This window comes from Marinilactibacillus kalidii (assembly GCF_017599325.1).
GTDB classification, from domain to species: domain Bacteria; phylum Bacillota; class Bacilli; order Lactobacillales; family Carnobacteriaceae_A; genus Marinilactibacillus; species Marinilactibacillus kalidii.
The window spans coordinates 69910-95103 of the sequence record NZ_JAGFVM010000005.1 but is presented as its reverse complement, the minus strand read 5'-3'; the positions used below and the strand labels follow the sequence as shown (position 1 = coordinate 95103).

Below are 25194 nucleotides of genomic sequence, written 5' to 3'. Positions count from 1 at the left end.
TTAGGTTAGCATATGGCGTTAAATAAAAGTTTTTTAAGATAATTCGACTTTCTGTTATACTAAAAGAAAAAAGGATGAGTAGATGACGATTGCAAAACGTTTATTGAGTGCTTCAGCACTGGTAATTTTACTTGCTGGCTGTGCAACCGATGAGTCAAACGATGAAGAACAAGCTGCACAAGAAATGGAAGCAGAAACGGATGCGGAAGATCAAGAAACTGAAACAGCTGTTGAAGAGGAAAGCGATGATGAAGGAAGTATTGAAGTTGACAAAGGGTTGCTTAGTACAGAATTGACATTGCCGGCTGAATTAGCCGAAACATTTGATCCTGCTGATCTTGAATTGACAGAAGCCGATGTTACTCAAAATGAAGATGGCTCTTTAACGATCAAATTATCGAGAGCTCAGCATCAAGCGTTGTTAGACGAATTGAAACAAACCATTACTCAATCGGTAGAAGAACTGAAAACAGATGAGAATTATCAATCCTTTAAAGATATCACATTTAATGATGATTTCAGTGAATTTTCTGTTGTTGTTGATAAAGCAGTTTATGAGGAAGGGTTCGATGGCTTCGGTGTAATGGGACTAGCGATATCCGCTCTTTACTATCAAGTTTTTGAGGGCAAAGACCCTGAGAATCTGTCATCAACTATTGAAATTAAAGACGAAGCATCTGGTGAAGTCTTCAGTACAATCGTCTATCCTGATGATCTAGAAGAAAGCTTAGATTTAGAAGAATAAGGCAAATCACTATATAAAAGTAAGCTGTTCTTGGTTATAATAGAAATAAATGTATGAGATGGAGTGAGCTTATGAACGTTTCAACAGAATGGGAAGGCAACCTAGCTTTTAACATGAAGAATAGTAATGGTAAAGAATTAAAAATGGATGCTGGAGAAGCTGCGGGTGGTTCTGGATCAGGCGTATCACCAATGGAAGCTGTCTTGGGTGGTCTTGCAGGTTGTATGGGCATTGACATGTATATGATTCTTAAACCTTATCAAGATAAATTGGAAAGAATTGAAATTGAAACAGATGGTGAAAGAAATGAAGAACCACCAAAATATTTCAAAAAAATTCACATTACTTTACACGTAGATGGGGATGTTCCAGCAAGTAGAGTTTGGCGAGCAATTAAGCTAAGCGACGAAAAATATTGCTCAGTGGCTAATTCTTTGAAAGCTGAACTAAGTTATACACTTTTACTGAACGGCGAAAAAGTAGAAAACGATTAATGTATTGAATGAAGAGGTCACTCGTCGACAAGGCGAGTAACCTCTCTATTACTTTATGGAAAAAGACTATTGCTTTTTTAATTGTAAACGCTTAATATTAACACGGTAATCATGATAGAGGAGGAATCGTATTGGCAGTTATCTATGGAAATATTCAATCAGAAAGACTCATGCGGAAAGTACCGTTTGCGGCAATTTTACCATCTGAATTTCAAAATGGTGAAAAAGTAGAACCCTTTAGAACGCTGTACTTACTTCATGGTTGGAACGATGCATTTGATGCTTGGATCAATCAGACTAGGATCGTTGAACTTGCAACTAAATATAATATTGCTGTAATTATGCCTTCAGGTGAAAACAGCTTTTATGTTGATCTTGAAAATGGTAGTTATTATGGTCAATATATTGGTGAAGAGCTCGTTCGAATCACTAGAGGGATGTTCAATTTATCCCATGATGTCAAAGATACTTGGATAGCAGGATTATCGATGGGTGGATATGGTGCTTTGAGAAATGGGTTATTTTACAATAAAACCTTCTCTAAAATTGGAGCACTTTCAAGTAAAATTCTTCAATCACAAGAAAAAGATCACGATTTAACCGAAGAAAACAGAATGAATCAAGCGATCCAGTATATTATCGGCGCAAAAACTTACCAAGATATGGATCGGGAAAAAGATATTTATACATTAGTAAACAAAGAATCCTTACCAGACTTATTTATTGCATGCGGAACAGAAGATTTTATTTATAAAGAAAGTCTTCGTCTGCACCAATATTTAGATGAGTTGAAGATCGATCATATTTACAAAGAGTCACCCGGTGACCACTCATGGACATTCTGGGATGTTTATATCGAGCAAGTAATTGAATGGATGGTTAGCGACTCAAACCATTAAATTAAAAAAAGATTGGACGGATTAAATTAAAACCCGTCCAATCTTTTTTATGACTCGATTCGAAGCATTCGATAACCGACCCCTATATGCGTTTGGATATAGTCTTCATTAGGACTGTGCTGTCTTAATTTTTTTCTCAATCCAGCCATGAACACTCTCAAAACGGGGACATCATCATAATACTTACCCCATACCTCATTGAGAATATAGTTATGAGTAAGTACTTTTCCGATATTTTTTGCTAATAAACAAATTAGCTTGTATTCAATAGGTGTGACATGGAGTTCGGTATCATCAATCCAAACGATACCAGCTGCATAATCAATTTTCAATGAACCATTTGCAATGATTGATGACTGTATGTTAGAAGACTGCTGATCCGTTCGTAGTCGTCGCAAAATTACTCTTAATCTTGCCAATAATTCCTCGACACTAAAAGGCTTCGTTAAATAATCATCTGCACCAGCATCTAACGCTTTGATTTTATCTTGATCGTCACTGCGGGCACTGATGATAATAATGGGTAGGTTAGACCAACCTCTGACATTTTCAACAATGGAAACCCCGTCCATATCCGGTAAACCTAAATCAAGAATGAGAATATCGGGTTGTTTACTGACTAGTTCCATCAAGCCTTCTCTACCATTCTCAGCAGTACGGTACTGGTAGCCTTCTAATTCAACGGTCGTGGAGATGAGTTTCCGAACAGCTTGATCATCTTCTATAATCAAAATAGTGGGTTTATTCATGTGTTGAAACCTCCTCTGCTTCTAAGGTGAAGCCAAATGTAGTCCCTTTAGGCTGGTGATCTTTTACATAAAGAGTACCACCATGCGCTTCGATAATGGATTGACACAAGAAAAGTCCCAATCCTAGTCCTCTACGTCCATCGGGATTTGCACTATTAGTCGTGTAGAACATATCAAAAATATGCGCTTGTTCCTCAGCAGTCAGCCCATTACCGTCATCAGAGATCTCGATGCGCGCAAGTGGACCATCGCGAAGGGCTGTGATGGAAATAGTTGAACCAGTAGGGGTGTAGCGGACTGCGTTATTTAAAATATTCACAAAAACTTGGACGATCAGTTGGGGATCCATTTTAGCCATGAGTAAATCATCCGAGATTTCTACGGTTAAAGCATGTTCTTTGATAGCAGGATCTAAATGACTGATCGCTTCGTCGATGACTTCTTCAAACAACTCAATTTCAGTCCGCAGTTTTAATTGTCCACTATCCAGCTTGGTGATAGACAATAAGTTTTCAATCAAACGGATCAGCCAAGCGGAATCATCTTGAATCGTTTGATAAAGCGCTTGTTTATGTTCGACAGATAACTTGTCTGCACTAGCTGACAACAAACTGGCATTTCCTGAAATGCTAGTCAGGGGTAATCTCAAGTCGTGCGAGATAGCACGTAATAGTGTTGATCGCAGTTTTTCTTGTTGCATCTCTGTGTAAAGTTCATTTTGTGCTTCAGTAGCTTTTTCTTTATCAAGTGCTAGTGCACATTCATCTAACATGGCGATCGCTAAACTTTTTTCGAATATACCAAGTTTTTCTGATCGGTCGTAGACAATGCCGGCAACAGCTAACGGCTTTTCTCGGCCACGTATAACTAGATAAAGACATTTTGCATTCGAAAGTGTCTGTGTGCTAGCGCCAGCGCGTTTGTTATTAGTAAAAGCCCATTCGGCAACTGCTTTTTCATGTTCATTTAAAACAGATTGCTCATCACCAATTGCATTACCATGATCAAAAAATAGCGGTGTAGTCAAATGACCTGCTTCAGATGGATAGAAAACGATCGAACGATTTGTCAATTTCATGATTTGTTGAGCCGTCTCATTATAAATGGCTTGTTCATCAGAAGCTTTCTGTAATTTTTGACTTGTTTCTAAAAGAACTTCTGTGTAATAAGCCTTACGAGAAGCTTGTCTGGCTTGTTCAGCGATGCGCTTCGTTAAAGTCGATGTAATCAGCGCAGCGACTAACATGATAAAAAACGTGATGATATGACCGGGATCACTGACTTTAAAAGTGAAACGCGGTTCAGTAAATGTAAAATTGAAAATCAACACACTCACGATAGAAGCAATCAAACTATATTTTCGACCTTTTGTAAGTAGGGCATTAATCAAAATACCAAGAATATAAATAATGATGATATTTGCTTCGCTGAAACCAAGTGAATAGAACCATAATCCAATGAGTGTACAAATGAGCAGAAGAAAAATAGACTTCAAAGATTCTAAAAAAGAAAAAGAAAAGTCAACGATTTTTTTCTTCCGTGGAGGCTGACCATCTTGATTATCCGGTATGATATGCAAATCAATATTGGGATCATAATCTAATAATTTATCGACAAAAGATTGCTTAGATCGCCACTTGGTCAGATGTTTCGTGCGACCAGCAACGATTTTTGAAATTTTGCTAGCTTGAGCATATTCGATGATCTGTTTCGGTATATCCTCACCATAAATCGTCACGATTTGTGCACCTGAGTCTTCTGCCAAACGAATATTTGCTTGAAGGGACGATTGATAAGACTCGCTAGGATCATCGTCAGCAACTTCGACATAAATGGCAGTCAAGCGGGCACTGAAAGCACGAGCCATTCTAGCTGCCGTTCGAATCACTTTCATATTTGAAGGAGACCCTGATAAACAAACCAAAATATGTTCATTAGTGAAAGCAGGTGATGTCTTGCTCACGCTCGCATGCTGATTGGCTTTGCGATTGATATGATCCGCTGTTTTTCTAAGCGCGATTTCTCTTAATGCGACTAATTTTTCAATCGTAAAAAAGTGGGAAAGTGCCTGGGCGATTTTGTGTTTTTGGTAGATACGACCTTTATTCAACCGGTCAATCAACTCTATTGGTTCAATATCGACTACTTCAATCTGATCTGCTAAATCAAATAAACGGTCAGGAATACGCTCACGAACAACCACACCGGTTATTGCTGAAACTTGATCATTTAAACTTTCAATATGCTGAACATTGACAGTCGTATACACATCGATGCCTGCTCGCAATAATTCCTCTACATCTTGAAATCGCTTCTGATGACGACTGCCTTCCGCATTGGTGTGCGCCAACTCATCTACTAAAATCAAATCCGGCTGCCGATTCAAAGCCGCATTCAGATCCAGTTCTTGTAAAGTCATATTTTTATAAGAGAGAGATAAAGGGGATAACTGTTCAAAACCATGCAATAACGCAGTTGTTTCTGGCCTGTCATGCGGTTCAACATACCCAACCACTACATCCATACCATCTTTTAGTATTTCTTGAGCATCACTTAACATCGCATAAGTTTTACCTACACCAGCCGCATAACCAAAATAAATTTTGAGCTTACCGACGCGTTGGCTCGTTTCAGAAACATATGCTAAATCTTCTTGATCGCTTAAATCAGTAGCTACCATTTTCTATTCTCCTTAAAAAAAGCCCTTCTATATTAAAAGGATTATAGCACAGTTATGCGGCTAAAGATGTTAGGATTTTCAATGTCGCATTAAGATAGTATAAAGATTGATGAAGCACGCAATCTTTATGTCATCTTAATCCTAATCGGTATTTGCTTATCCCGACTTAATCATCTAACTGCTAAGATAACTTCATAAGCTGATAGACAGCAAACCTGTTTGATCAGTAAACATAAAAAAGGAGTTTATTATGGACATCGTTATTTTAGCAACCGGTATGATCGGAATGATTTTACTTGTTTACTTGTTTTACGTGCTGTTTAGGGGGGAAGACCTATGAGTATGATCGTTATTCAGCAGCTGCTATTTATACTGATCCTTATTGGTCTATCAATTCCACTAGGTATCTATCTTTATAACATTATGATTGGAAAATCTGTTTTCAAAAATAAAACAGGCAACCGATTAGAAGGAAGATTGTTTAAAGTAATGGGCGTAAAAGCGGAAGAGATGACGGCCAAGAAGTACGCGATCTCAGTTCTATTATTTAGTATAGTCGGTCTATTTTTCGTTTTTATCGTACAACTTGCCCAACGATTTTTACCATTTAATCCAGAGAATATTGAAGGCACTTCATTGGATTTGGCCTTTAATACGGCAGCTAGTTTTGTATCCAATACAAATTGGCAAGCTTATTCGGGAGAAACAGGTTTATCCTATTTCACGCAGTCTATCGGATTGACTGTTCAGAACTTTGTTTCTGCTGCTTCAGGCATAGCCGTATTGTTTGTATTGATTAGAGGATTTATTTTGAAACAAAAGCATACTGTCGGTAATTTTTGGGTGGATCTAACACGGATTACCTTATACGTCTTGATGCCATTGTCCATTGTGGGTGCGATCATTTTAGTATCCCAAGGTGTGGTGCAATCTTTTTCAGGCTATCAAGCAGTAACGACCTTGCAAGACGGTGCTGCTCAAACCATTCCACTGGGACCTGCAGCCAGTCAAATTATGATCAAACAATTAGGGACCAATGGTGGTGGATTTTTTGGATCTAACTCAGCATTTCCATTAGAAAACCCAACAGCATTATCAAATCTGATTCAGTTACTCTCTATTTTACTCATTCCTGCAGCGCTATGTGTAACGTTCGGTAAAGCTGTGAAAAATCACAAACAGGGTAGAACAATCTATATTGCGATGATGACGATTTTTATCCTGACACTAGTCGTAACTACGATAAGTGAAGCTTACGGTGTACCGCTGTTTTCCGGCGCAACTGGACTTGGAAATATGGAAGGTAAAGAAGTGGTCCATGGAATCGGCATGTCTTCACTATGGGCAACGGCGACTACTGCGGCTTCAAATGGATCTGTTAATTCGATGCATAATAGTTACACAGCTTTTGGCGGTATGATGCTCATGTTCTTGATGCAAATTGGTGAAATCGTTTTTGGAGGGGTCGGTAGTGGCCTTTATGGAATAATTGCCTTTGTACTCTTAACCGTGTTTATAGCCGGACTGATGGTCGGTAGAACACCTGAATATTTGAGCAAAAAAATCGAACCATTCGATATGAAAATGGTTTGTCTCATTGTACTCGTGCCACCTGTTTTGACGCTCATCGGAACAGCGATTGCGGTCGTAGCGCCTGGTGCGCAAGAGTTGGTAACGAATGAAGGTGCTAGAGGATTTTCAGAAATCTTATATGCGTATTCTTCGATGGGCAATAATAACGGTAGTGCATTTGCAGGATTTAGTGCGGATAATCCGTTGACGAACTTACTAGGCGGAAGCATCATGCTCATGTCAAGATTCATCCCATTAGTCGCAACGATCTTTTTAGCCGGTAATATGGCTAAGAAAAAATCGATTGCTGTCAGCGAAGGCACGCTATCTACGACAAGTAACTTGTTCATTGGCTTATTGGTCGGTGTCATATTGATTATTGCTGCATTAAGCTTCTTGCCGTCGTTGGCATTAGGTCCGATAGCAGATTACTTCACATCACATTAAGAGGGAATGACAAATGAAAAATCAAACAAATCAATCAAAATTATTTATTGATGCAATCACACAATCATTTTCCAAATTATTGCCTCAAGTACAGGTGAAAAATCCTGTCATGTTGATGGTATATATTGGAGCGATTTTGACGACAGTCCTTTATTTCCTATCATTTATCGGAATTCAAGATGAAGCTGGAGGCTATGTGTTTTCGATAGCCCTGATTCTCTGGTTTACCGTGTTGTTTGCTAACTTCGCTGAAGCTATCGCCGAGGGAAGAGGGCGAGCACAAGCCGACACATTAAGAAAAGCAAGAAAAGAAGTACAAACCAAAAAAATCAAATCAATCGATCACCCAGAAGATTTTGACGTCGTTTTATCTGTTGATTTGAAAAAAGAAGATTTAGTGTATGTTGAAGCAGGTGAACAAATACCTATGGATGGAGAGGTCGTATCAGGAGCGGCTTCTGTCGATGAAAGTGCCATTACGGGTGAATCTGCGCCTGTTATCAGAGAGTCCGGTGGCGACAGAAGCGCTGTTACAGGTGGAACGACACTCGTTTCTGACTGGTTGATCATACGCGTGACCGTAGAAGCAGGAAATAGTTTTCTAGATAAAATGATCAGTATGGTAGAAGGTGCTTCACGAAAGAAAACACCGAATGAGATCGCGTTACAGATTTTACTCGTTACCTTCACGATCATCTTTTTAGTGGTTTCTGGGACCTTATTACCATTCACACAATTCACGAGTGAATATGTAGGAACAGGATCGCCGATTTCGTTAACGAATGTCGTAGCATTATTGGTCTGTCTTGCACCGACAACTATTGGTGCCTTGTTATCTTCTATTGGTATAGCGGGAATGAGTCGACTAAACGAAGCCAATGTACTAGCCATGAGTGGACGAGCAATTGAAGCTGCAGGAGATACGGATGTACTCTTGCTTGATAAAACAGGAACGATCACATTAGGAAACAGACAAGCCAGTGAATTTGTACCGGTAAACGGTACAGAAAAAGAAGCATTGGCTGAAGCAGCACAGTTGTCTTCTCTTGCGGATGAAACACCTGAAGGCCGTAGTATTGTGAAACTAGCGAAAGATGAATATGGTTTGAGAAGTCATGATTTATCTAGTTTACAAGCGACTTTTGTACCGTTCTCAGCTCGAACGCGAATGAGTGGGATCGATTATGACGGTAATGAATGGCGTAAAGGCGCTGCTGATACTATCAAGCAAGCGATCCAGGCGAAAGGTGGCACGTTTCCAGAAGAGTGTACGCGTATCGTGAGTGATATCGCAAAGGCAGGTGGAACGCCCCTTGTTGTTACAAAAAATGAAACGGTTCTAGGAGTCATTCATTTAAAAGATATTGTTAAAAGCGGGGTCAAAGATCGCTTCAGTGAACTCAGAAATATGGGGATTAGAACAATCATGATTACGGGTGACAATCCTATGACAGCTGCAGCGATTGCAGCGGAAGCAGGCGTTGATGATTTTCTAGCGGAAGCTACGCCGGAAGCAAAATTGGACTTGATTCGTCAATATCAAAAAGAGGGTCATCTCGTTGCAATGACAGGAGATGGTACCAATGACGCACCAGCACTGGCTCAAGCAGATGTTGCAGTAGCCATGAATACAGGAACACAAGCAGCTAAAGAAGCAGGAAATATGGTTGATTTGGATTCAAACCCTACTAAACTGATTGATATTGTCCGTATCGGTAAGCAATTATTGATTACTAGAGGGGCGCTAACGACATTTAGTATCGCTAATGATGTTGCAAAATACTTTGCAATCATTCCAGTCTTGTTTTTCTCGATTTATCCACAATTAGAAGCACTTAATTTCATGGGCTTGACCAGTGCAACAACAGCAATTTTGTCCGCAGTGATTTATAATGCTTTGATCATTATTGCCTTGATACCATTGGCGCTAAAAGGTGTGAAGTATAGAGGATTATCTGCAGAGAAGTTGTTACGACATAATATGCTTGTCTATGGGCTAGGTGGACTGATTGCCCCTTTTATTGCGATTAAACTGATTGATGTCATACTCACGATTATGGGTATTGGATAAGGAGAAGAATACATGAAAATACTAAAATCATTGAGAACAGCCGTCACATTATTTTTATTTTTTACAATTGTCTGTGGTTTTTTATATACAGGTGTCGTAACGGGTATCGCTCAACTAGTTTTTCCAAATCAAGCAAATGGTAGCATGATCCAAACGACGAACGCTGCAAATGAAGAAGTGACAGTTGGATCAAAATGGATTGCGCAACCTTTTACAGAGCCAGTTTATATGATTGGAAGACCCGATTGGGACAGTAACTTATCCCCGACAAGTGAAGCGTTAAAATCACTCGTTCAAGAAAGAATGCAATGGTTACAAGAACTTGATCCTGAGAATACTCAGCCGATTCCTAATGATTTACTTTCTGCATCAGGAAGTGGCGTGGATCCCAATATCTCACCCGAAGCAGCTGCATATCAAGTGAGTAGGATTGCGAAAGCTCGTGATCTTTCAGAAGAAGTGATTGAAACAATCATCCAGCAACAGACAACTGGACGCACATTGGGTATTTGGGGAGAACCGGCAGTAAACGTGTTGGGCGTGAATCTAGCCTTAGACGAAATTTAAAAAGAATCAGCTAGAGACAAAAGTTTTATCGTTTTAACTATAGAGATAACGCCTGGGAGATTGTATGTTTACAATTCTCTCAGGTTTTTTTCTACATTAAATCTATTGTTTTATTAGCCTAGTAAATCAGTTCCCATGCTAGCCAGAGTTTATTTAATTTTTTACTCGATTTTCTACGAACTGAAAAATAAATGAATCACCAATTGTCTTTTACTTGTCCGAAAAGTGAATACATTAGGGAAGGGATCGGTTCAACTATCGAGAAAGTCGCGTGCAAGCTCTCGATGCTTTCGTAAACCCCTTCGGAGATCCTTCATTTTCAAATGAATCTGAGAAACTTGATAGAAATCTTCAGAAAAGATCAAATCAAAAGAAAAGGCTTGCAAAAAAGATAAGTCTCCGCTATAATCAATTTATCGAAACGTTTCGAAAGGGAGTGAATCGAAAATGACAACTGTCGACGCTTCGTTTTTTTCAAAAAGTCTTGAAAGAAAGATTTCTTATTCAGCGGTGATCCCAAAGGACAACAGACAATCCGGTAATTATAAAACGCTATACTTGCTTCATGGCTATAGCGGAGACCGAAGAGATTGGTTTTTTGCAGGAAACGTTGAACAATTAGCAGAGACATACAATATTGCGATTATTTTACCGACAGGCGAGAACAGCTATTATGTTGACCATCCTAATGGGTCTAAATACGGACAGTTGATTGGTGAAGAACTGATTGAGGAAACGAGAAGTTTATTCCCGTTATCTTCTAAACGAGCAGATACATGGCTTGGAGGATTATCGATGGGTGGCTATGGCGCTTTACGGAACGGTCTATATTATTCAACTACCTTTAGTAAGGTTGTAGCATTATCCAGTCGTATCATTACAAAGTCTGGGCAAGAAGAAGCATTCAGTTATCCAGCACGAATCATGGATGTATTAGTGGGGAGTCAATCGTTGCAAGCGATTCCTGATGAGATAGACTTATTTCATTTAGTAGAAAGTGAAACTGAACTGCCGGCACTGTATATGGCTTGCGGAACAAGTGATTTCTTATATGAAGATAATGTTGCGTTTCATCAGAAATTGAAACAGCATCATATCGAACATGAATATGTAGAAGACGAAGGTGATCATAACTGGGACTTTTGGAATAAACATATTGTATTAGCATTAGACTGGTTAACAGCTTAAATTTTTTTAGCTCCTTGTCGAAACGTTTCGACTGAAAACATTTAACTGATCAATTACAATAAAAAAATGGAGGAATACAAATGAAATTTAATAAATTAGCTTTAGGTACAACTTCTTTAGTAGCAATGAGTTTATTGGCTGCATGTGGAAGTAGCGACGATAGTGCATCAGATGGCAGTGGAGAAGGATCGTCAGATACATTATCTGTATGGGTAATGGGTGATGGAAACGAAGTAACACAACCGATTTTCGACTCTTTCACAGAAGAAACGGGTATTGAGGTAAATGCACAAAGTATTCCATGGTCAGCAGTACATGATCGACTGTTAACGGCTGTTGCATCAGGTGAAGGTCCCGATGTTGTTCAAATGGGTTCAACCTATATGGCTGAATTTGTTGATGCAGGTGCTTTGATGGATATTACTGAATATGTTGAATCAGAGGAAGAACTTAGTACAGATAATTTCTTTGAAGGTAACGTAGAAACAACTGTATTCGATGAAAATTATTATGCCGTGCCATGGTATACAGAAACAAGAGCGCTTTATTATCGAACAGATTTATTGGAAGAAGTTGGCTATCCAGAAGGACCAAGCAACTGGGACGAATTGTATGACGCAGCGACTAAGTTATCTGACCGTGGAGATGACTATTACGGATTCACCATTCCATTAAATGAACAAACATTTGGACCAATGTTCGCTAAACAAAATGGTTCTGAAATCATTGATGATGAAGGAAAAGCAGTCATGAATGAACCTGAATTTGTTGAAGCAATCGATTACTTGAACAGTTTCGTAGAATCTGGTGCTTCTCCAAGCCAAGATTTAGGTATTGAGATTTCTCAAAGTTTCGGTGGCGAAGGTATCAACCCAATGTTTATCAGTGGACCTTGGATGATTTCAGCGATTCAAGATCAAACAACGGATATTGAAGGTAAATGGGCAGTTAGAACATTACCAGAAGGACCTGTCAGCAATGTTTCTAATACAGGTGGCGCTAACTTAGCCGTTTGGAATAACTCTGATAATCCAGATGAAGCGATTCAATTGATTGAGCATATGACAAGTACAGACAGTATGTTAACGTACTATGAAAATTCAAGTTCTCTTCCAGCAAGAATGGCAACATGGGATGAAGAACCATTCCAAGATGAGAACGTAGCCGTTTTCGGAGAGCAACTAGAAAACTCAGAACACATGCCAGTTATCGCAGAATGGGATAGAGTATCTCAAGCGTATATCACTAGCTTTGAACAAATTATTGTTGGTGGCGCTGATGTTCAAGAAACATTAGACAACTTGAATCAAGAAGTACAAACAATCATCGACTAAAAATAATATAAAATTCAGAGGATGATAAGCTTGACATTCATTCTCTGAATTTTGATTTTAGAGAGGAACTTTTTCATGAAAAGTAAAAAAGCACCGTATTTCTTTATTGCACCCGCTATAGGTTTATTGCTGACATTTTCAATTTTCCCTATCATATTAGCGTTAATCATCAGTTTTACAGATATGAGTTTAGCCGGTTTAGCAGATTATTCTCGTATCAACTTTACAGGACTACAAAATTATCAAAATATACTTCAAGATAGTGTATTTCTGAAATCTATTACCAATACATTATTTTATGTCATATTTGGTGTTCCGCTCGTTATTTTATTCTCTTTAACGATTGCGATTTTGATCAATATGGGTAAAAGTCGTTATTTCTCTTTCATGCGAGTGGTTTTCTACTCACCTTCCATTACAAATATCGTTGCCGTTGCCATCGTTTGGGCGTTCTTATTTAACCCAAGTCAAAGCATCGGATTGATCAACCGAGTAATCGGAACAATTGGTATTGAACCAATTGGATGGCTCACGGACACCGGTGTCTCAAAAATATCATTAGTTATCTTGGCAGTCTGGAGAAGTATCGGGATCAATATGCTAATATTCTCAGCAGCATTACAAAACATCCCTGCATCAATGTATGAAGCAGCAGAATTAGATGGCGCAACGAAATGGGAACAAATTCGTTTCATTACTGTCCCTCAACTTAAATTCTCAACTTCTTTCGTAACGATCACTACGATCATTGGTTGGTTACAATTCTTCGAAGAGCCATTTGTTATGACAGAAGGTGGACCGTTGAATAGTACAACAAGTGTGGCGCTCTTTATCTATCGTAATGGGTTCCAAAACAATCAATTTGGATATGCAGCCGCAGGATCATTATTACTATTTGTCGTGATTATCTGTGCAACACTTGTCCAACTTAGATTACAAAGACGAGCAGATTAAGAAAGGGGATAACAAGTTATGATTAATATTAACAGAAAATTAAAAATTACCATTGGCGTTGTATTAGGAATATGGGGATTGATCACAGTTATTCCATTTGCTTGGATGATTTTATCTGCTTTCAAAACCAATCCAGAAATTGTTTCCGCTCAACCGAATTTACTTCCAAATGAATGGACACTGGATAATTTCAGAGAACTTTTTGAACGATTGAACTTTGATGTGTACTTGCTGAATACGGTAATTATCACAGCACTAAGCTTTATCGGTTTGTTGTTGAACGCAATGGCAGGATTTGCTTTTGCACATTACGATTTTAAAATGAAAAACTTTCTCTTTGTTTTAGTATTAGCAACAATGATGATTCCAGGACAAGTAACGATGATTCCTGTGTATCTACTATTGAATCAGATTGGTTTGACCAATACGTATTTAGGTATCGTTTTACCAGGTTTGACAGGTGCGTTTGGGATTTTCTTGTTTAGACAATTCTTTTCAAGTATTTCGGAAGAATTTTTTGAAGCTGCTCGTCTTGACGGCGCAAGTGACTTTTATGTCTTTTTCAGAGTAGCCTTACCGCTCTCTAAACCGATTATTGCCGTACAAGGTATTTTGACTTTTATCGGAGGATGGAATTCATTCCTATGGCCTTTGATTATTGCGAATGATCAACGATTCTATACATTATCTGTTGGCTTGCAATTACTACAAGGACAACATGGTACAAATTATGCCTTACAAATGGCTGGGGCTGCCTTCATGGTCGTTCCGATCTTGATTATATTCATTATATTCCAGAAATATATTCTTACTGGTTTCAACATCTCTGGTGGAAAATAAGCGTACAACAAGGAGTTAATTATGAAAATAGAAGCTTTAAAAGCATTACTAGAGGACATGACGATCGAAGAAAAAGTTGGCCAGACGATTCAGCTATCAGCAGATTTTTTCTCTGACCAATCAGAAGATATTACAGGCCCAATGAATGAAATGGCGATGACGGAAAAGAAAAAGTATCAGGTTGGTTCTGTTTTAGGCCTTTCAGGTGCAAAAGAGACGATTGATCTACAAAAAGAGTTTATGGAAAAAAATCGTCAGCATATCCCACTTTTATTTATGGCAGATATTATTCATGGCGATCACACGATATTCCCGATTCCTTTAGGATTAGGAGCAACTTGGAATCCTGAGGCCATCAAATTGACAGCAGAAATCTCTGCTAAAGAAGCGGCTGCACAAGGCTTACATGTTACCTTTTCACCTATGGTCGACCTCGTTAGAGATCCTAGATGGGGAAGAGTTATGGAAGCGACAGGAGAAGATAAATTACTCAACAAGCGCTATGCCAGAGCGTTTGTTGAAGGGTACCAAGGAGAAGATCTGAAAAACGATTTGACCAAACTAGCAGCATGTGTGAAGCATTTTGCAGGTTACGGTGCACCAAGAGGCGGGAGAGATTACAATTCCGTTGATTTAAACGAAAACACTTTAAGAGAACACTACCTTCCGGCCTATCAAGAAGGCATCGATGCGGGTGCTAAACTAGTTATGACAGCATTCAATACGATCGATAATATACCCGCTACTGGTAATAAAGGATTAATGCGAGACGTATTAAGAGATGAAATGGGCTTTGACGGTGTATTGATTTCTGACTGGGGTGCGATTGGAGAACTCGTTCCACATGGCGTGGCAGAAGATAACCGAGCTGCTGCAAAACAAGCGATCACGGCAGGAGTCGATATCGAGATGATGTCTGCTGCTTATAGCGAACATTTAGTTGATCTCGTGAAACAAGATGATTCGTTGGCGACACTTTTAAATGAATCGGTTTGGAATATCTTGAGATTGAAAAATGACTTAGGCCTTTTTGAGCAACCTTACCGTGGTGCAGATGAAGAGACCGAAAGCCAATCAGTTTTTTCAACTGATAACAAACAAGCCGCATTGACAGTCGCTGAACAGTCGATCGTCTTACTTGAGAATAATGGTGTACTACCACTCAATAAAGAAGACAGAATCGTGTTGACTGGTCAACGAAGAGATTCAAATGACATTTTAGGCGCTTGGTCTTGGAAAGGGGATCTTTCGAAAACGGAAACCTTGAAAGAAGCCATGAGTAAGACTGTAGGTTCAGAGAACTTGAGTGTCATTGATGATGCTACCTTTTTAGAAGGACAATATAGTTTCTTTATGGATGATATCCGCTTAGCAGATACAGTGGTCGTCGCCATTGGTGAAAGTTCGGAAATGAGCGGTGAAGCGGCGAGTCGTACGAATATCAAATTACCAGAAAACCAATTAGTTTTGCTTAGAGAATTAAAAAAATTAAACAAAAAAGTTGTCGCTGTCTTGTTCAATGGACGTCCATTAGATTTATCAGATGTGATCCCGTTAGTCGACGGACTAGTTGAAGCGTGGTTCCCAGGTACAATGGGTGCTCAGGCAATTACCAATGTCTTATTCGGGAAAGTGAATCCTTCTGGCAAATTGCCAATGTCTTTCCCTAGATCAATCGGACAAATACCATTAACGTACAACGAAGATAGTACAGGTCGACCGTTGACAGATGAAAAAAGAGGCGAAAAATACTTTTCGAGATATTTGGATACTGAAAACACAGCCTTATATCCATTCGGTTTTGGTCGTTCTTATACGCGCTTTGAGTATGCTGGATGCACCTTATCGAAGCAGACGATGTCAGCAGATGATGTGTTGACTGTCTCTGTAACGATCAAAAATACTGGTGAAGTAGAAGGACTTGAGACTGTTCAACTTTATATTCGAGATAAGGTTGCTGAAGTAGTAAGACCGGTCAAAGAATTGATCGACTTCAAACAAGTAACGCTTACTGCCGGAGAGTCCAAGACGGTTTCCTTTGAAATAACGGAAGCACAGCTTCGCTATACACATGCAGATAACACTGTCAGCAGTGATGCTGGAACGTTCCTGATTGGTGTAGGCACAGATAGTCGGGTCTCGTTAAGCGAGTCATTTGTACTAGAAAAAGAATAAAAGAGATGAAATAAAATTGTTGAAGAGTTGAGGGGTAATAAAAATGAAGGCAATCGTTCAGTCACAAAAATACATGCATACCGTAAAAAAAGGCGCAACCGCTGTTACTTTCTTGCAGTCTGGCGACCTATATAAAATCAGCCATAAAGACTACATGATCAATCAGATCGAAGCGAATATGATTGATGGATCATTGAATAATCTTTATTTGAGAATTTTCGATGAAAAAGGAAACGTTGAGAAAGTAGTCCCAATGCTAGGCATTCAATCGAAAAGTGTATTCTCTATTGGAGAGCACCAAGCGACTTGGACAGGATCAGTTGATCAAATCGATTATACGGTTCGTTTCAGCTTAGCTGAAGAAATGCTCTGGTTCTGGGAAGTCACACTCAAAGGTTCAGGACAGTCTGTAGATATTGTTTACGGGCAAGATTTAGGATTAGCAGCGGAAGGATCACTTAAAGCTAACGAAGCTTACGTGGCGCAGTATGTTGATCATATGGTAAGCGAAACAGAACAAGGATACGTCGTTAGTTCGAGACAAAACCAACCGCAATCCGGACGTTTCCCTTACTTGCAACAAGGTAGTCTAACAGGTGTTGACGGCTTTTTAACAGATGGCTTCCAGTTTTTCGGAAAGTCTTATAAAGAAACGAATCAACCGGTTGCATTGAAAAAAGGACCACTCGAAAATCGTAAAAGCCAATTTGAATTTGATTATACGACGTTGAAATCCCGTTCAATGATTGTGAACGATACAGAAACAAAAACGGTCGTTTTTTATAATCTCTTTAAAGCAGATCACCCAGAAGCAGTGACCGAAGTAGAAAATCAAGAAGATGTCCAAGCTGCTTATAAAACATTAACAAAAGAAACCGTTACGCCTTGTGAGCCTGTTGTCAGACAAGCAGAAATCGGCGAACCTTTAGAGACGACAACGATCAATCAAGAATCGCTTAAAGCACTTTATCCTTCAAGGATTCAAGATGAAGTGATCGATGGTCAAATCGTTTCATTCTTTACGGATGAGCAAGCACATGTCGCTTTGAAAGAAAAAGAACGAATGCTTGAGCGTCCACACGGTCAAATTTTATTCACGCATAATAAAACTGTTCCAGATGAATCTATTATGAGTACGACTTCTTGGATGTTTGGTGTATTCAATGCGCAACTGGTAATGGGTAACACGGACATGAACAAAGCAATGTCTAATACGCGTAACGCACTGAACTTTTTCAAAACAAGTGGGCAACGCGTCTACGTTAAGATAGATGGTGTCTATCGTTTACTGACGATGCCTTCATTGATGGAGATTGGAATCAATTATGTGAAGTGGGTCTATCAGACAGAAGCAGAAACCTTTACTGTAGTCAATCTTGCTTCGTCTCATCAGTCAACGATTGAATTGACGGTTAGCAGTAAGAGCGGAAAAGCCTATGAATATTTGGTTACCAATCAAGTGACGATGAATAGCAGAGAATATCAAACACCAGTCTGGATAAAAGAAACAGATAATGGCGTTGTTGCGACATTTGATGAACAAACAGTCGCGCACAAAAAATTGCCAAATCTTGCCTATAAATTTGAGGTTCGTCACGCTAAAGCATCAGTTGTGGATGAGCGTCAATTCCTAACAGGTGTAGAAGAAGGGACAGCGATGCTGCTTAACTTCAAAATTGAAGCGACAGAGAAGTTTACAGTAACAATGGCTGGAGCGCTGGACGGAGAACACTTTGAAACAGCTGAACTAGACTTTGAAAAAGAGACAGCGGCATTCAACCAGTTCTTTAAACAATTGAGTAACGGATTTTCTATGAGTGGACCAGCACAAGTAAAAGCAACAACAGAGAAAATGAATTTGACAACACAGTGGTATACGCACAATATGCTTGTTCATTATCTTGTACCACACGGTTTGGAACAATTTGGTGGTGCAGCATGGGGAACAAGAGATGTCTCTCAAGGACCAGCAGAGTATCTGATGGCGATGCAGCAATATGATAGTACGCGAGAAGTCATTAAACGCGTTTATAGCCACCAACATTTTCAAGATGGCAACTGGCCACAATGGTTCATGTTTGATTCTTATGTAGAAGTACAAGCTGATGAGAGTCATGGCGATGTTATCGTCTGGCCACTGAAAATGCTTGCGGATTATCTGGAAGTGACGGGCGATCACAGTTTATTAGAAGAAGTTGTGCCGTATTTTGATCAAGCTACTCAAACCTATGCCGATCAAACAGCATCCATTAAAGCGCATGTTGAAAAGCAGTTAGCTTATATTCAAACGCATTTCCTATGGGATACACATCTTTCTTCTTATGGCGATGGCGATTGGGATGATACCTTACAACCGCATGACCAAAGCTTGAAGAAAGATATGGCGAGTAGTTGGACAATTGCATTGACTTATCAAACACTTAACAAGTTTAGCCAAGTCATCGAACCAGTGGATGCAAACTGGGCGACAGCAATCAAAACATTAACCGAGGATATCGAACAAGATTTTAAAAACTATATTTCTTCTAATGATGTTGTACCCGGTTTTGTTTATATGCCAAGTGAGCAAGAAATCGTGAAAATGATTCATCCAGAAGATACGACTACGGGCATACAGTATCGTTTACTCCCGATGATCAGAGGAATGATCAGTGAGCTATTTACGAAAGAACAAGCAGATGCGCATTATGACTTGATCAAAACGCATTTAAACACTCCGGATGGCGTACGCTTAATGAATCGACCAGCAACGTATCAAGGCGGTGTCAGTCGCCAATTCAAGCGTGCTGAGCAAGCCGCTAACTTCGGACGTGAAATTGGTTTAATGTATGTTCATGCGCATATTCGCTATATTGAAGCCATGGCAAAAACAGGGCATGCAGATGAAATTTGGAAAGGGTTAGAAACGATTAATCCAATCAACATTTCATCCGTCGTTAAAAATGCAGAAGTTCGTCAAAGTAATACCTACTTCAGTAGTTCTGACGCAGATTTCTCTGATCGCTATGAAGCGCAAGATCATTTTGATCTTGTTAAAACGGGCGATGTAAAAGTCAAAGGTGGTTGGAGAATTTATTCCAGCGGACCGGGGATTTATATGAATCAATTGATTTCAAGTGCTTTAGGTATTCGCATTCACGCTAAGAATCTTATACTGGATCCTGTTTTGATGAAAGAGCAAGACAAAATGCAAGTCACTTACACTTATAATGGTTATCCAATGACGATCCAATATCACTACGTGGAAACGGAACAGGTAACTGTTCAGGTAAATGGCGAAGACATTGATCAAAACGCTTTAACTAATCCATATAGAAAAGCGGGTATAGAGATCAAACAAACAGATTTAGAAAAAATGTTATCAGAAGATACCAACCATTTAGATGTGTATTATCCTGTTTATTAAAGATAAAATTCTAATAAAACAAGCGGATACATGATAAATTGTATATAATAGAAGAGAGCGTTTTTTTGAAGAGTTTACTTTGAGATAAAAGGACTAATCATTTACAGAAATAAGGAGGTTGAGATATGACAGGCATAAAGGAAATTGCAAAAAGAGCAAATACATCTATTTCAACCGTCTCTTATGCTCTGAATAATAGTCCGAGAGTCAGCGAAAAAACGAAGCAGCGTATTTTGAAGATCGCCAAAGAGATGAACTACGTACCAAACAGAGCGGGGCAGAATTTACGCAGAAAACAAACGCGAATCATTGGTGTTCACTTGTCCAGTTATAGCGGTAGTTTTTACGGTGAGTTATTGGATGGTATTCAAAATATGGCTAAAGAACTTGGTTTTGATATCATTGCTTGTTCAGGTGAAAAATCAAGATTATTTTTACCACAAGGCATGATTGACGGGATCATTGTTTTAGACCAGTTCTATCCAAATGAACAACTCCTTGAGTATGCAGATGCTGGACATGCTATCGTCGTGTTGGATAGACAACTGGAGCATAAAAACATTCGACACGTACTGCTAGACAACCGTGAAGGCATCAAGCAAGCGGTTCAGTCCCTTGCCAGTTCACCAGCTGAAACGGTCCGTATTATCAATGGCCCGAAAGGGAACTTCGATAGTCGGGAACGATTAGAGACAGCAACGCGAGAAATCAGCAAATTGGGTAAAACATTTAGAATATATAAGGGCTGGTTTACTGAAGAGTCAGGATTTATCGCTGCTCGCGAAATCGCGCGAGAAGTCGGGGATGAACAGACTGTTGAAATCTTAGCATTAAATGATGAGATGGGTATTGGCGCTTATAATTATTTTAAAAAAAATGATTGCTTTTCGGATACCACTATTAATATTACAGGCTTTGATAATTTGATGGTCAGTCGTTACCTTGATCCTCGAATGAATAGTGTCTCTTTCTCTAAAAGAGAATGGGGCGCCCTCAGCATGAATACACTCTACAAAATGTTGAACGGTCAAGAAACAGAAGACAAACTGATTACTACGCGTTTTTTGACCAGCTAAACCAGAAAAGGCATTGCTGAAGCAGTGCCTTTTTTGTGTTATATTTTCAATAAAGATGAAAAAGGAGCCTCTTTATGGAGAAACTGACCATTCGCACGATTACAGACGATAACTGGCGAGCCATCGTTACGCTCACAGTGAAACCCACTCAAGCGGCTTTTATCAGTCCAAATGCTGAGTCTATGTTGGAATCATTCTATGAGGAACGTTACAATTGGCACATTTATGGTTTGTATGTTGATAATCTTCCGGTTGGCTTTGCAATGATCGGTGCGTATAATGTTGACTACCAATATATCTGGCTAGATCGTTTCATGATTGATGCCACATCCCAAGGCAAAGAATATGGTAAAAAATTTCTTGAAAAGCTGATTGTCTTCATAAGAAAAAATTGGACCGTTAAGGATATCGTGCTTAGTATCAATCTTCAGAATCTAGCGGCCAAGCAGTTATATGAGTCCTTTGGGTTTAAAGATACCGGCCGTATTGATGAAGAAAATGGCGAGAGCATTTTTGTCTTGAGTCAAAAATGATTGATAGAGCAAAAAAAGAAGGTGCCACCATAAATGGTGGGCACCTTCTTTTTTTAAAGAAATATCGAATTAAGCCCAAGTACCTTTACGGAATACTGGAACACGCGTACCGTCTTCACGAATACCATCAATATTCATTTCATTCGAACCGACCATGAAGTCAACGTGAACATCAGAACGGTTCAATCCAGCAGCTTTCAAATCTTCTTCAGACATTTCAGTCCCACCTTTAAGGTTAAATGCGTAAGCAGAACCTAAAGCGAAGTGATTTGAAGCATTTTCATCAAATAAAGTATTGAAGAAAGTTAAACCTGATTGTGAAATTGGAGACTCATCAGGAACGAGAGCGACTTCACCTAAACGTGCAGAGCCTTCATCTGTTTTAACGAGTTCTTGAATAACTTCTTCACCTTTTTCAGCAGTAACTTTTTCTACTTTACCATCTTTAAAGTGGAAAGCCATACCTTCAATAATGTTTCCAGCGTAGCTTAATGGTTTAGTGGAAACAACCACACCATCTACACGGTTTGCATCAGGAGCAGTGAAGACTTCTTCAGTCGGCATATTTGCCATGAAACGCTCGCCGCGTGTATTAAAGCTTCCAGCACCTTCCCACAAGTGACCATCTGGTAAACCAACCGTTAAGTCTGTTCCAGGCGCTGTATAGTGTAAAGCAACAAATTGTTCTTTATTCAATTCTTCTGCTTTTGCTTCTAATGTTTTATCTTTTTTAGCCCAAGTTTCGATTGGGTTCTCATCGTATAAATGTACGGCTTTGAAGATTGCATCCCATAAAGCATCTAATTGTTCTTCTGAAGAGGTTAGATCAGGGAAAACTTTTGAAGCCCATTTTTCTCCAGCAGCAGCAGCCACTAACCAACTTACTTTGTTTGCTTGAGTCGCTTTTCTCATAGCAGACATTGCACGTCCAGCAGCAGTTTGATAAGCCGCGATTTTTTTACTATCCAATCCTTGTAAAGAGTCTGGATCAGAAGAGCGTAAGCTGATACGGCTTGCGCCTTTTTCAATATGATCTAAACTTTCGTCCACTTTGTATTGAGGGATATCCGTTAATATTTCTTGTGAAGCATGTTCGAACGTTGAACGACTAACGATGTCATCAGTCCATTTTACGATCACTTCTTTAGCGCCTTTTTGATAAGCTGCTTCTGTTACTAATCGTGCTAGGGGCGCTTGGTCAACATCTACGCTTAATACGACTGTGTGGTTCTCTTGAACGTTCACACCAGTCGTTACGATCAAGTCCGCATATTTCTTCAATAAATTGTCAAAATTTGGTAATGTCATTATTACATCCTCCTAAATATGATAAAACACTCATCAACTATCATATCACAGATATGCAAATTGCGCGAGAATGTGGTAGTGAGTATAAAAATCATTTAATGATTATGGTGATTTTAGCATTGAATTTAGAAAATTTGTTATTATTTAACTGTACCGAAAATAAGGATTAAATGGGAGTCTGTAATTGTTTATTAATAACGTTTGTTATAAAAAGGTTGAAATAACGCTGTTTTAATAACTTTTGTTTTTTAGTATACTATTATCGTGTTGTATAATCGACCTTTTCTTTACATGTTAAGTATGTTATACTAGTATCAATTATCAGCTAGGCAAGGTTGAAAATTATGAATTGAGGGAGACAAGGAAGGTGCCAAGACAAAGAACAATTTTAAGAGAGAACATATTGGATGCTTCTATGGAACTCTTGCGATCAAGCGGTTTTAGTCACTTTACAGCGAGGCAAATTGCGATAAAGATGAACTCTTCAACCCAACCGATTTACAAAGAGTTTAAAAACATGGAAGATTTAAAAGTAGGCCTATTAGAATATATAAAACACTATCTTTCCGAAAAAGTGTTTATTATTCAAAATGCTACGGATGCTCTTGGTGAAGTATGTAATAATTACATTCTATTTGCTAAGAAGGAACCTGTACTTTTCTCAGCAATTTTCATGGATCGAGAACTTGAAGCTGTCCAATTGCATGACTATTCTTACGAAAAGATCGAAAACATTGTGATCGAAAATGCCTCTAAGTGCATTGACGACAAAATCGACCCTTTCCTGAACACATTATGGCCTGCCATTCATGGCGTGGCAATATTAGTGGCTCAAGGAAAAATCAATTATGATGAAGATCAGATTAATAAGAAAGTCAAAGAGATTGTTGATATCAGTATGAGTACTCTTGACTAATAACTCAAAAAAAGGAAGACACACCGATTGCTCGGCATGTCTTCCTTTTTTTATGGTTAGATGACAGAGATTACTATAAAATGATGATTTGATGAAGAGGGAAAGATATACTAACACTTCTTACATAGAACATGATAAAATGAATAACGATTGAATTTTTTATCATAGGAGTGTGCAAAAATGGCTAAACTATTCGAACCTATAAAAATTGGTAACCTAACCCTGAAAAATAGAATCGTCATGGCGCCTATGTGTATGTATGCCGTTTATCAAGAAGACGGAGAACTCACAGACTTTCATGAAGCACATTACGCAAGCCGAGCAATCGGTGGCGTTGGACTCATATTTCTAGAAGCAGCTGCCGTTTCAAAAGCAGGACGCATCACCAATCAGGATCTAGGTATCTGGAACGAACAGCAAACCATCAAATTAAAAAAACTGGTTCATACGATACATGAACTGGGGAGTAAAGTGGGCATTCAAATCGCTCATGCTGGACGCAAAGCAGAACATGCACCAGATGCTGTCGGACCAAGTGCCATCGCTTATAGCGAAGCTTACCGTACACCAAATGCTTTGACAGAAGAAGGCGTCAATAACATTATAAACGAATTCAAAACAGCCGCAGCACGTGCTGAAAATGCCGGATTTGACGCTGTACAGATACACGCAGCCCATGGCTATCTGATCAACCAATTTTTGTCACCACTAACGAATAACAGAACGGACGACTACGGCGCACAGACGCTTGAGAACCGTTATCGATTACTTAAACAAATTATTGAAGTAACCAAAACCGTTTTTTCTGGAAACATCTGGGTACGATTCTCAGCAACCGATTACGATGACGCAAGTACAACTATAGAAGAATATGACCAAATCAACCAATGGATGAAAGAACTAGGCGTCGACGTTGTCGATGTTTCGAGCGGTGGACTGCTGCCTAGACGCCCTGATGCCGTTTATCCAGGATATCAGACCAAATATGCTAGTCATTTCAAAGCCTATTCGGATCTTTTTATCTCAACTGTCGGTAAATTAGGGGATCCGGTATTGGCAAACTATATACTAGAAGCAGGTCAAGCTGATCTCATTTCACTAGGCCGACCCCTGTTAAGAAATCCCAATTGGGCAGCGATCGCTGCAAAAGAACTGAACGATAAGCAATTTGAAGCGTACAATCCCTCATATAGTAGAGGATTCGACGAATAACGATCTGCAAAAATAGAAGCGAGGCTAC

Annotated in this window: 19 protein-coding genes; 16 read left to right on the top strand and 3 right to left on the bottom strand. The window is 39.2% G+C overall.

The genetic code is table 11. From position 1 onward, the window contains the following. Positions 1-82: 82 nt before the first annotated feature. From J5J05_RS01720 to J5J05_RS01710, 3 genes are all read left to right on the top strand, one after another. Positions 83-745, top strand: a complete 663-nt coding sequence (locus tag J5J05_RS01720; protein WP_208558960.1) for a hypothetical protein — start codon at positions 83-85, stop codon at positions 743-745. A gap of 71 nt (positions 746-816) precedes the next feature. Then, positions 817-1239 (top strand): OsmC family protein, encoded by a 423-nt coding sequence (locus J5J05_RS01715; protein ID WP_208558959.1) that lies wholly within the window; start codon positions 817-819, stop codon positions 1237-1239. Positions 1240-1370: 131 nt separating this feature from the next. Continuing rightward, positions 1371-2138 (top strand): alpha/beta hydrolase, encoded by a 768-nt coding sequence (locus tag J5J05_RS01710; RefSeq protein WP_208558958.1) that lies wholly within the window; start codon positions 1371-1373, stop codon positions 2136-2138. 47 nt (positions 2139-2185) lie between these two features. Here J5J05_RS01710 and J5J05_RS01705 read toward each other — a convergent pair whose 3' ends face one another. Together J5J05_RS01705 and J5J05_RS01700 are read right to left on the bottom strand one after the other, a co-directional pair. Further along, positions 2186-2887 carry a response regulator gene (locus J5J05_RS01705; RefSeq protein WP_208558957.1) on the bottom strand — a complete coding sequence of 234 codons (702 nt, stop codon included), beginning with the start codon at positions 2885-2887 and terminating at the stop codon, positions 2186-2188. After that, positions 2880-5567 carry a sensor histidine kinase gene (locus J5J05_RS01700; RefSeq protein WP_208558956.1) on the bottom strand — a complete coding sequence of 896 codons (2688 nt, stop codon included), beginning with the start codon at positions 5565-5567 and terminating at the stop codon, positions 2880-2882. Before J5J05_RS01700 ends, J5J05_RS01705 begins: the two co-directional genes overlap by 8 nt. Positions 5568-5903: 336 nt before the next feature. On the opposite strand from J5J05_RS01700, the gene kdpA reads away from it, so the two are divergent. The 11 genes from kdpA to J5J05_RS01645 all read left to right on the top strand — a co-directional run bounded on the left by kdpA (position 5904) and on the right by J5J05_RS01645 (position 21730). Then, on the top strand, positions 5904-7586 hold the full coding sequence (gene kdpA / locus J5J05_RS01695; protein ID WP_208558955.1) for a potassium-transporting ATPase subunit KdpA: 1683 nt from the start codon (positions 5904-5906) through the stop codon (positions 7584-7586). 13 nt (positions 7587-7599) lie between these two features. Next, positions 7600-9657, top strand: coding sequence for a potassium-transporting ATPase subunit KdpB (gene kdpB / locus J5J05_RS01690; RefSeq protein ID WP_208558954.1), 2058 nt, complete (start codon positions 7600-7602; stop codon positions 9655-9657). A 12-nt stretch (positions 9658-9669) separates the two neighbouring features. Next, the gene (gene kdpC, locus J5J05_RS01685) at positions 9670-10224 is read left to right on the top strand and encodes a K(+)-transporting ATPase subunit C (protein ID WP_208558953.1); all 555 of its coding nucleotides are present in this window, start codon (positions 9670-9672) and stop codon (positions 10222-10224) included. Between the two features lie 447 nt (positions 10225-10671). Next, the gene (locus J5J05_RS01680) at positions 10672-11412 is read left to right on the top strand and encodes an alpha/beta hydrolase (protein ID WP_208558952.1); all 741 of its coding nucleotides are present in this window, start codon (positions 10672-10674) and stop codon (positions 11410-11412) included. 80 nt (positions 11413-11492) lie between these two features. Then, positions 11493-12746, top strand: a complete 1254-nt coding sequence (locus J5J05_RS01675; RefSeq protein WP_208558951.1) for a sugar ABC transporter substrate-binding protein — start codon at positions 11493-11495, stop codon at positions 12744-12746. Between the two features lie 75 nt (positions 12747-12821). Then, positions 12822-13700: a carbohydrate ABC transporter permease gene (locus J5J05_RS01670; protein ID WP_208558950.1), complete on the top strand. Its 879-nt coding sequence runs from the start codon at positions 12822-12824 to the stop codon at positions 13698-13700. A gap of 18 nt (positions 13701-13718) precedes the next feature. Then, complete coding sequence (locus tag J5J05_RS01665) at positions 13719-14540, top strand: carbohydrate ABC transporter permease (protein WP_244244564.1); 822 nt, start codon at positions 13719-13721, stop codon at positions 14538-14540. A 21-nt stretch (positions 14541-14561) separates the two neighbouring features. Next, entirely contained in the window at positions 14562-16715 is a 2154-nt protein-coding gene (locus J5J05_RS01660) for a glycoside hydrolase family 3 N-terminal domain-containing protein (protein ID WP_208558949.1), read from the top strand. A 43-nt stretch (positions 16716-16758) separates the two neighbouring features. Next, positions 16759-20121, top strand: coding sequence for a GH36-type glycosyl hydrolase domain-containing protein (locus tag J5J05_RS01655; protein ID WP_244244563.1), 3363 nt, complete (start codon positions 16759-16761; stop codon positions 20119-20121). A 125-nt stretch (positions 20122-20246) separates the two neighbouring features. Beyond that, positions 20247-21197 (top strand): LacI family DNA-binding transcriptional regulator, encoded by a 951-nt coding sequence (locus J5J05_RS01650; RefSeq protein ID WP_208558948.1) that lies wholly within the window; start codon positions 20247-20249, stop codon positions 21195-21197. A 74-nt stretch (positions 21198-21271) separates the two neighbouring features. Then, positions 21272-21730 carry a GNAT family N-acetyltransferase gene (locus J5J05_RS01645; RefSeq protein ID WP_244244562.1) on the top strand — a complete coding sequence of 153 codons (459 nt, stop codon included), beginning with the start codon at positions 21272-21274 and terminating at the stop codon, positions 21728-21730. Between the two features lie 69 nt (positions 21731-21799). On the opposite strand, the gene J5J05_RS01640 is transcribed toward J5J05_RS01645, so the two are convergent. Beyond that, positions 21800-23038: an aminopeptidase gene (locus J5J05_RS01640; RefSeq protein WP_208558947.1), complete on the bottom strand. Its 1239-nt coding sequence runs from the start codon at positions 23036-23038 to the stop codon at positions 21800-21802. 367 nt (positions 23039-23405) lie between these two features. On the opposite strand from J5J05_RS01640, the gene J5J05_RS01635 reads away from it, so the two are divergent. Further along, the gene (locus J5J05_RS01635) at positions 23406-23954 is read left to right on the top strand and encodes a TetR/AcrR family transcriptional regulator (protein WP_208558946.1); all 549 of its coding nucleotides are present in this window, start codon (positions 23406-23408) and stop codon (positions 23952-23954) included. Positions 23955-24134: 180 nt separating this feature from the next. Then, positions 24135-25166, top strand: coding sequence for an NADPH dehydrogenase NamA (namA, locus tag J5J05_RS01630; RefSeq protein ID WP_208558945.1), 1032 nt, complete (start codon positions 24135-24137; stop codon positions 25164-25166). The last annotated feature ends 28 nt before the right edge of the window (positions 25167-25194 follow it).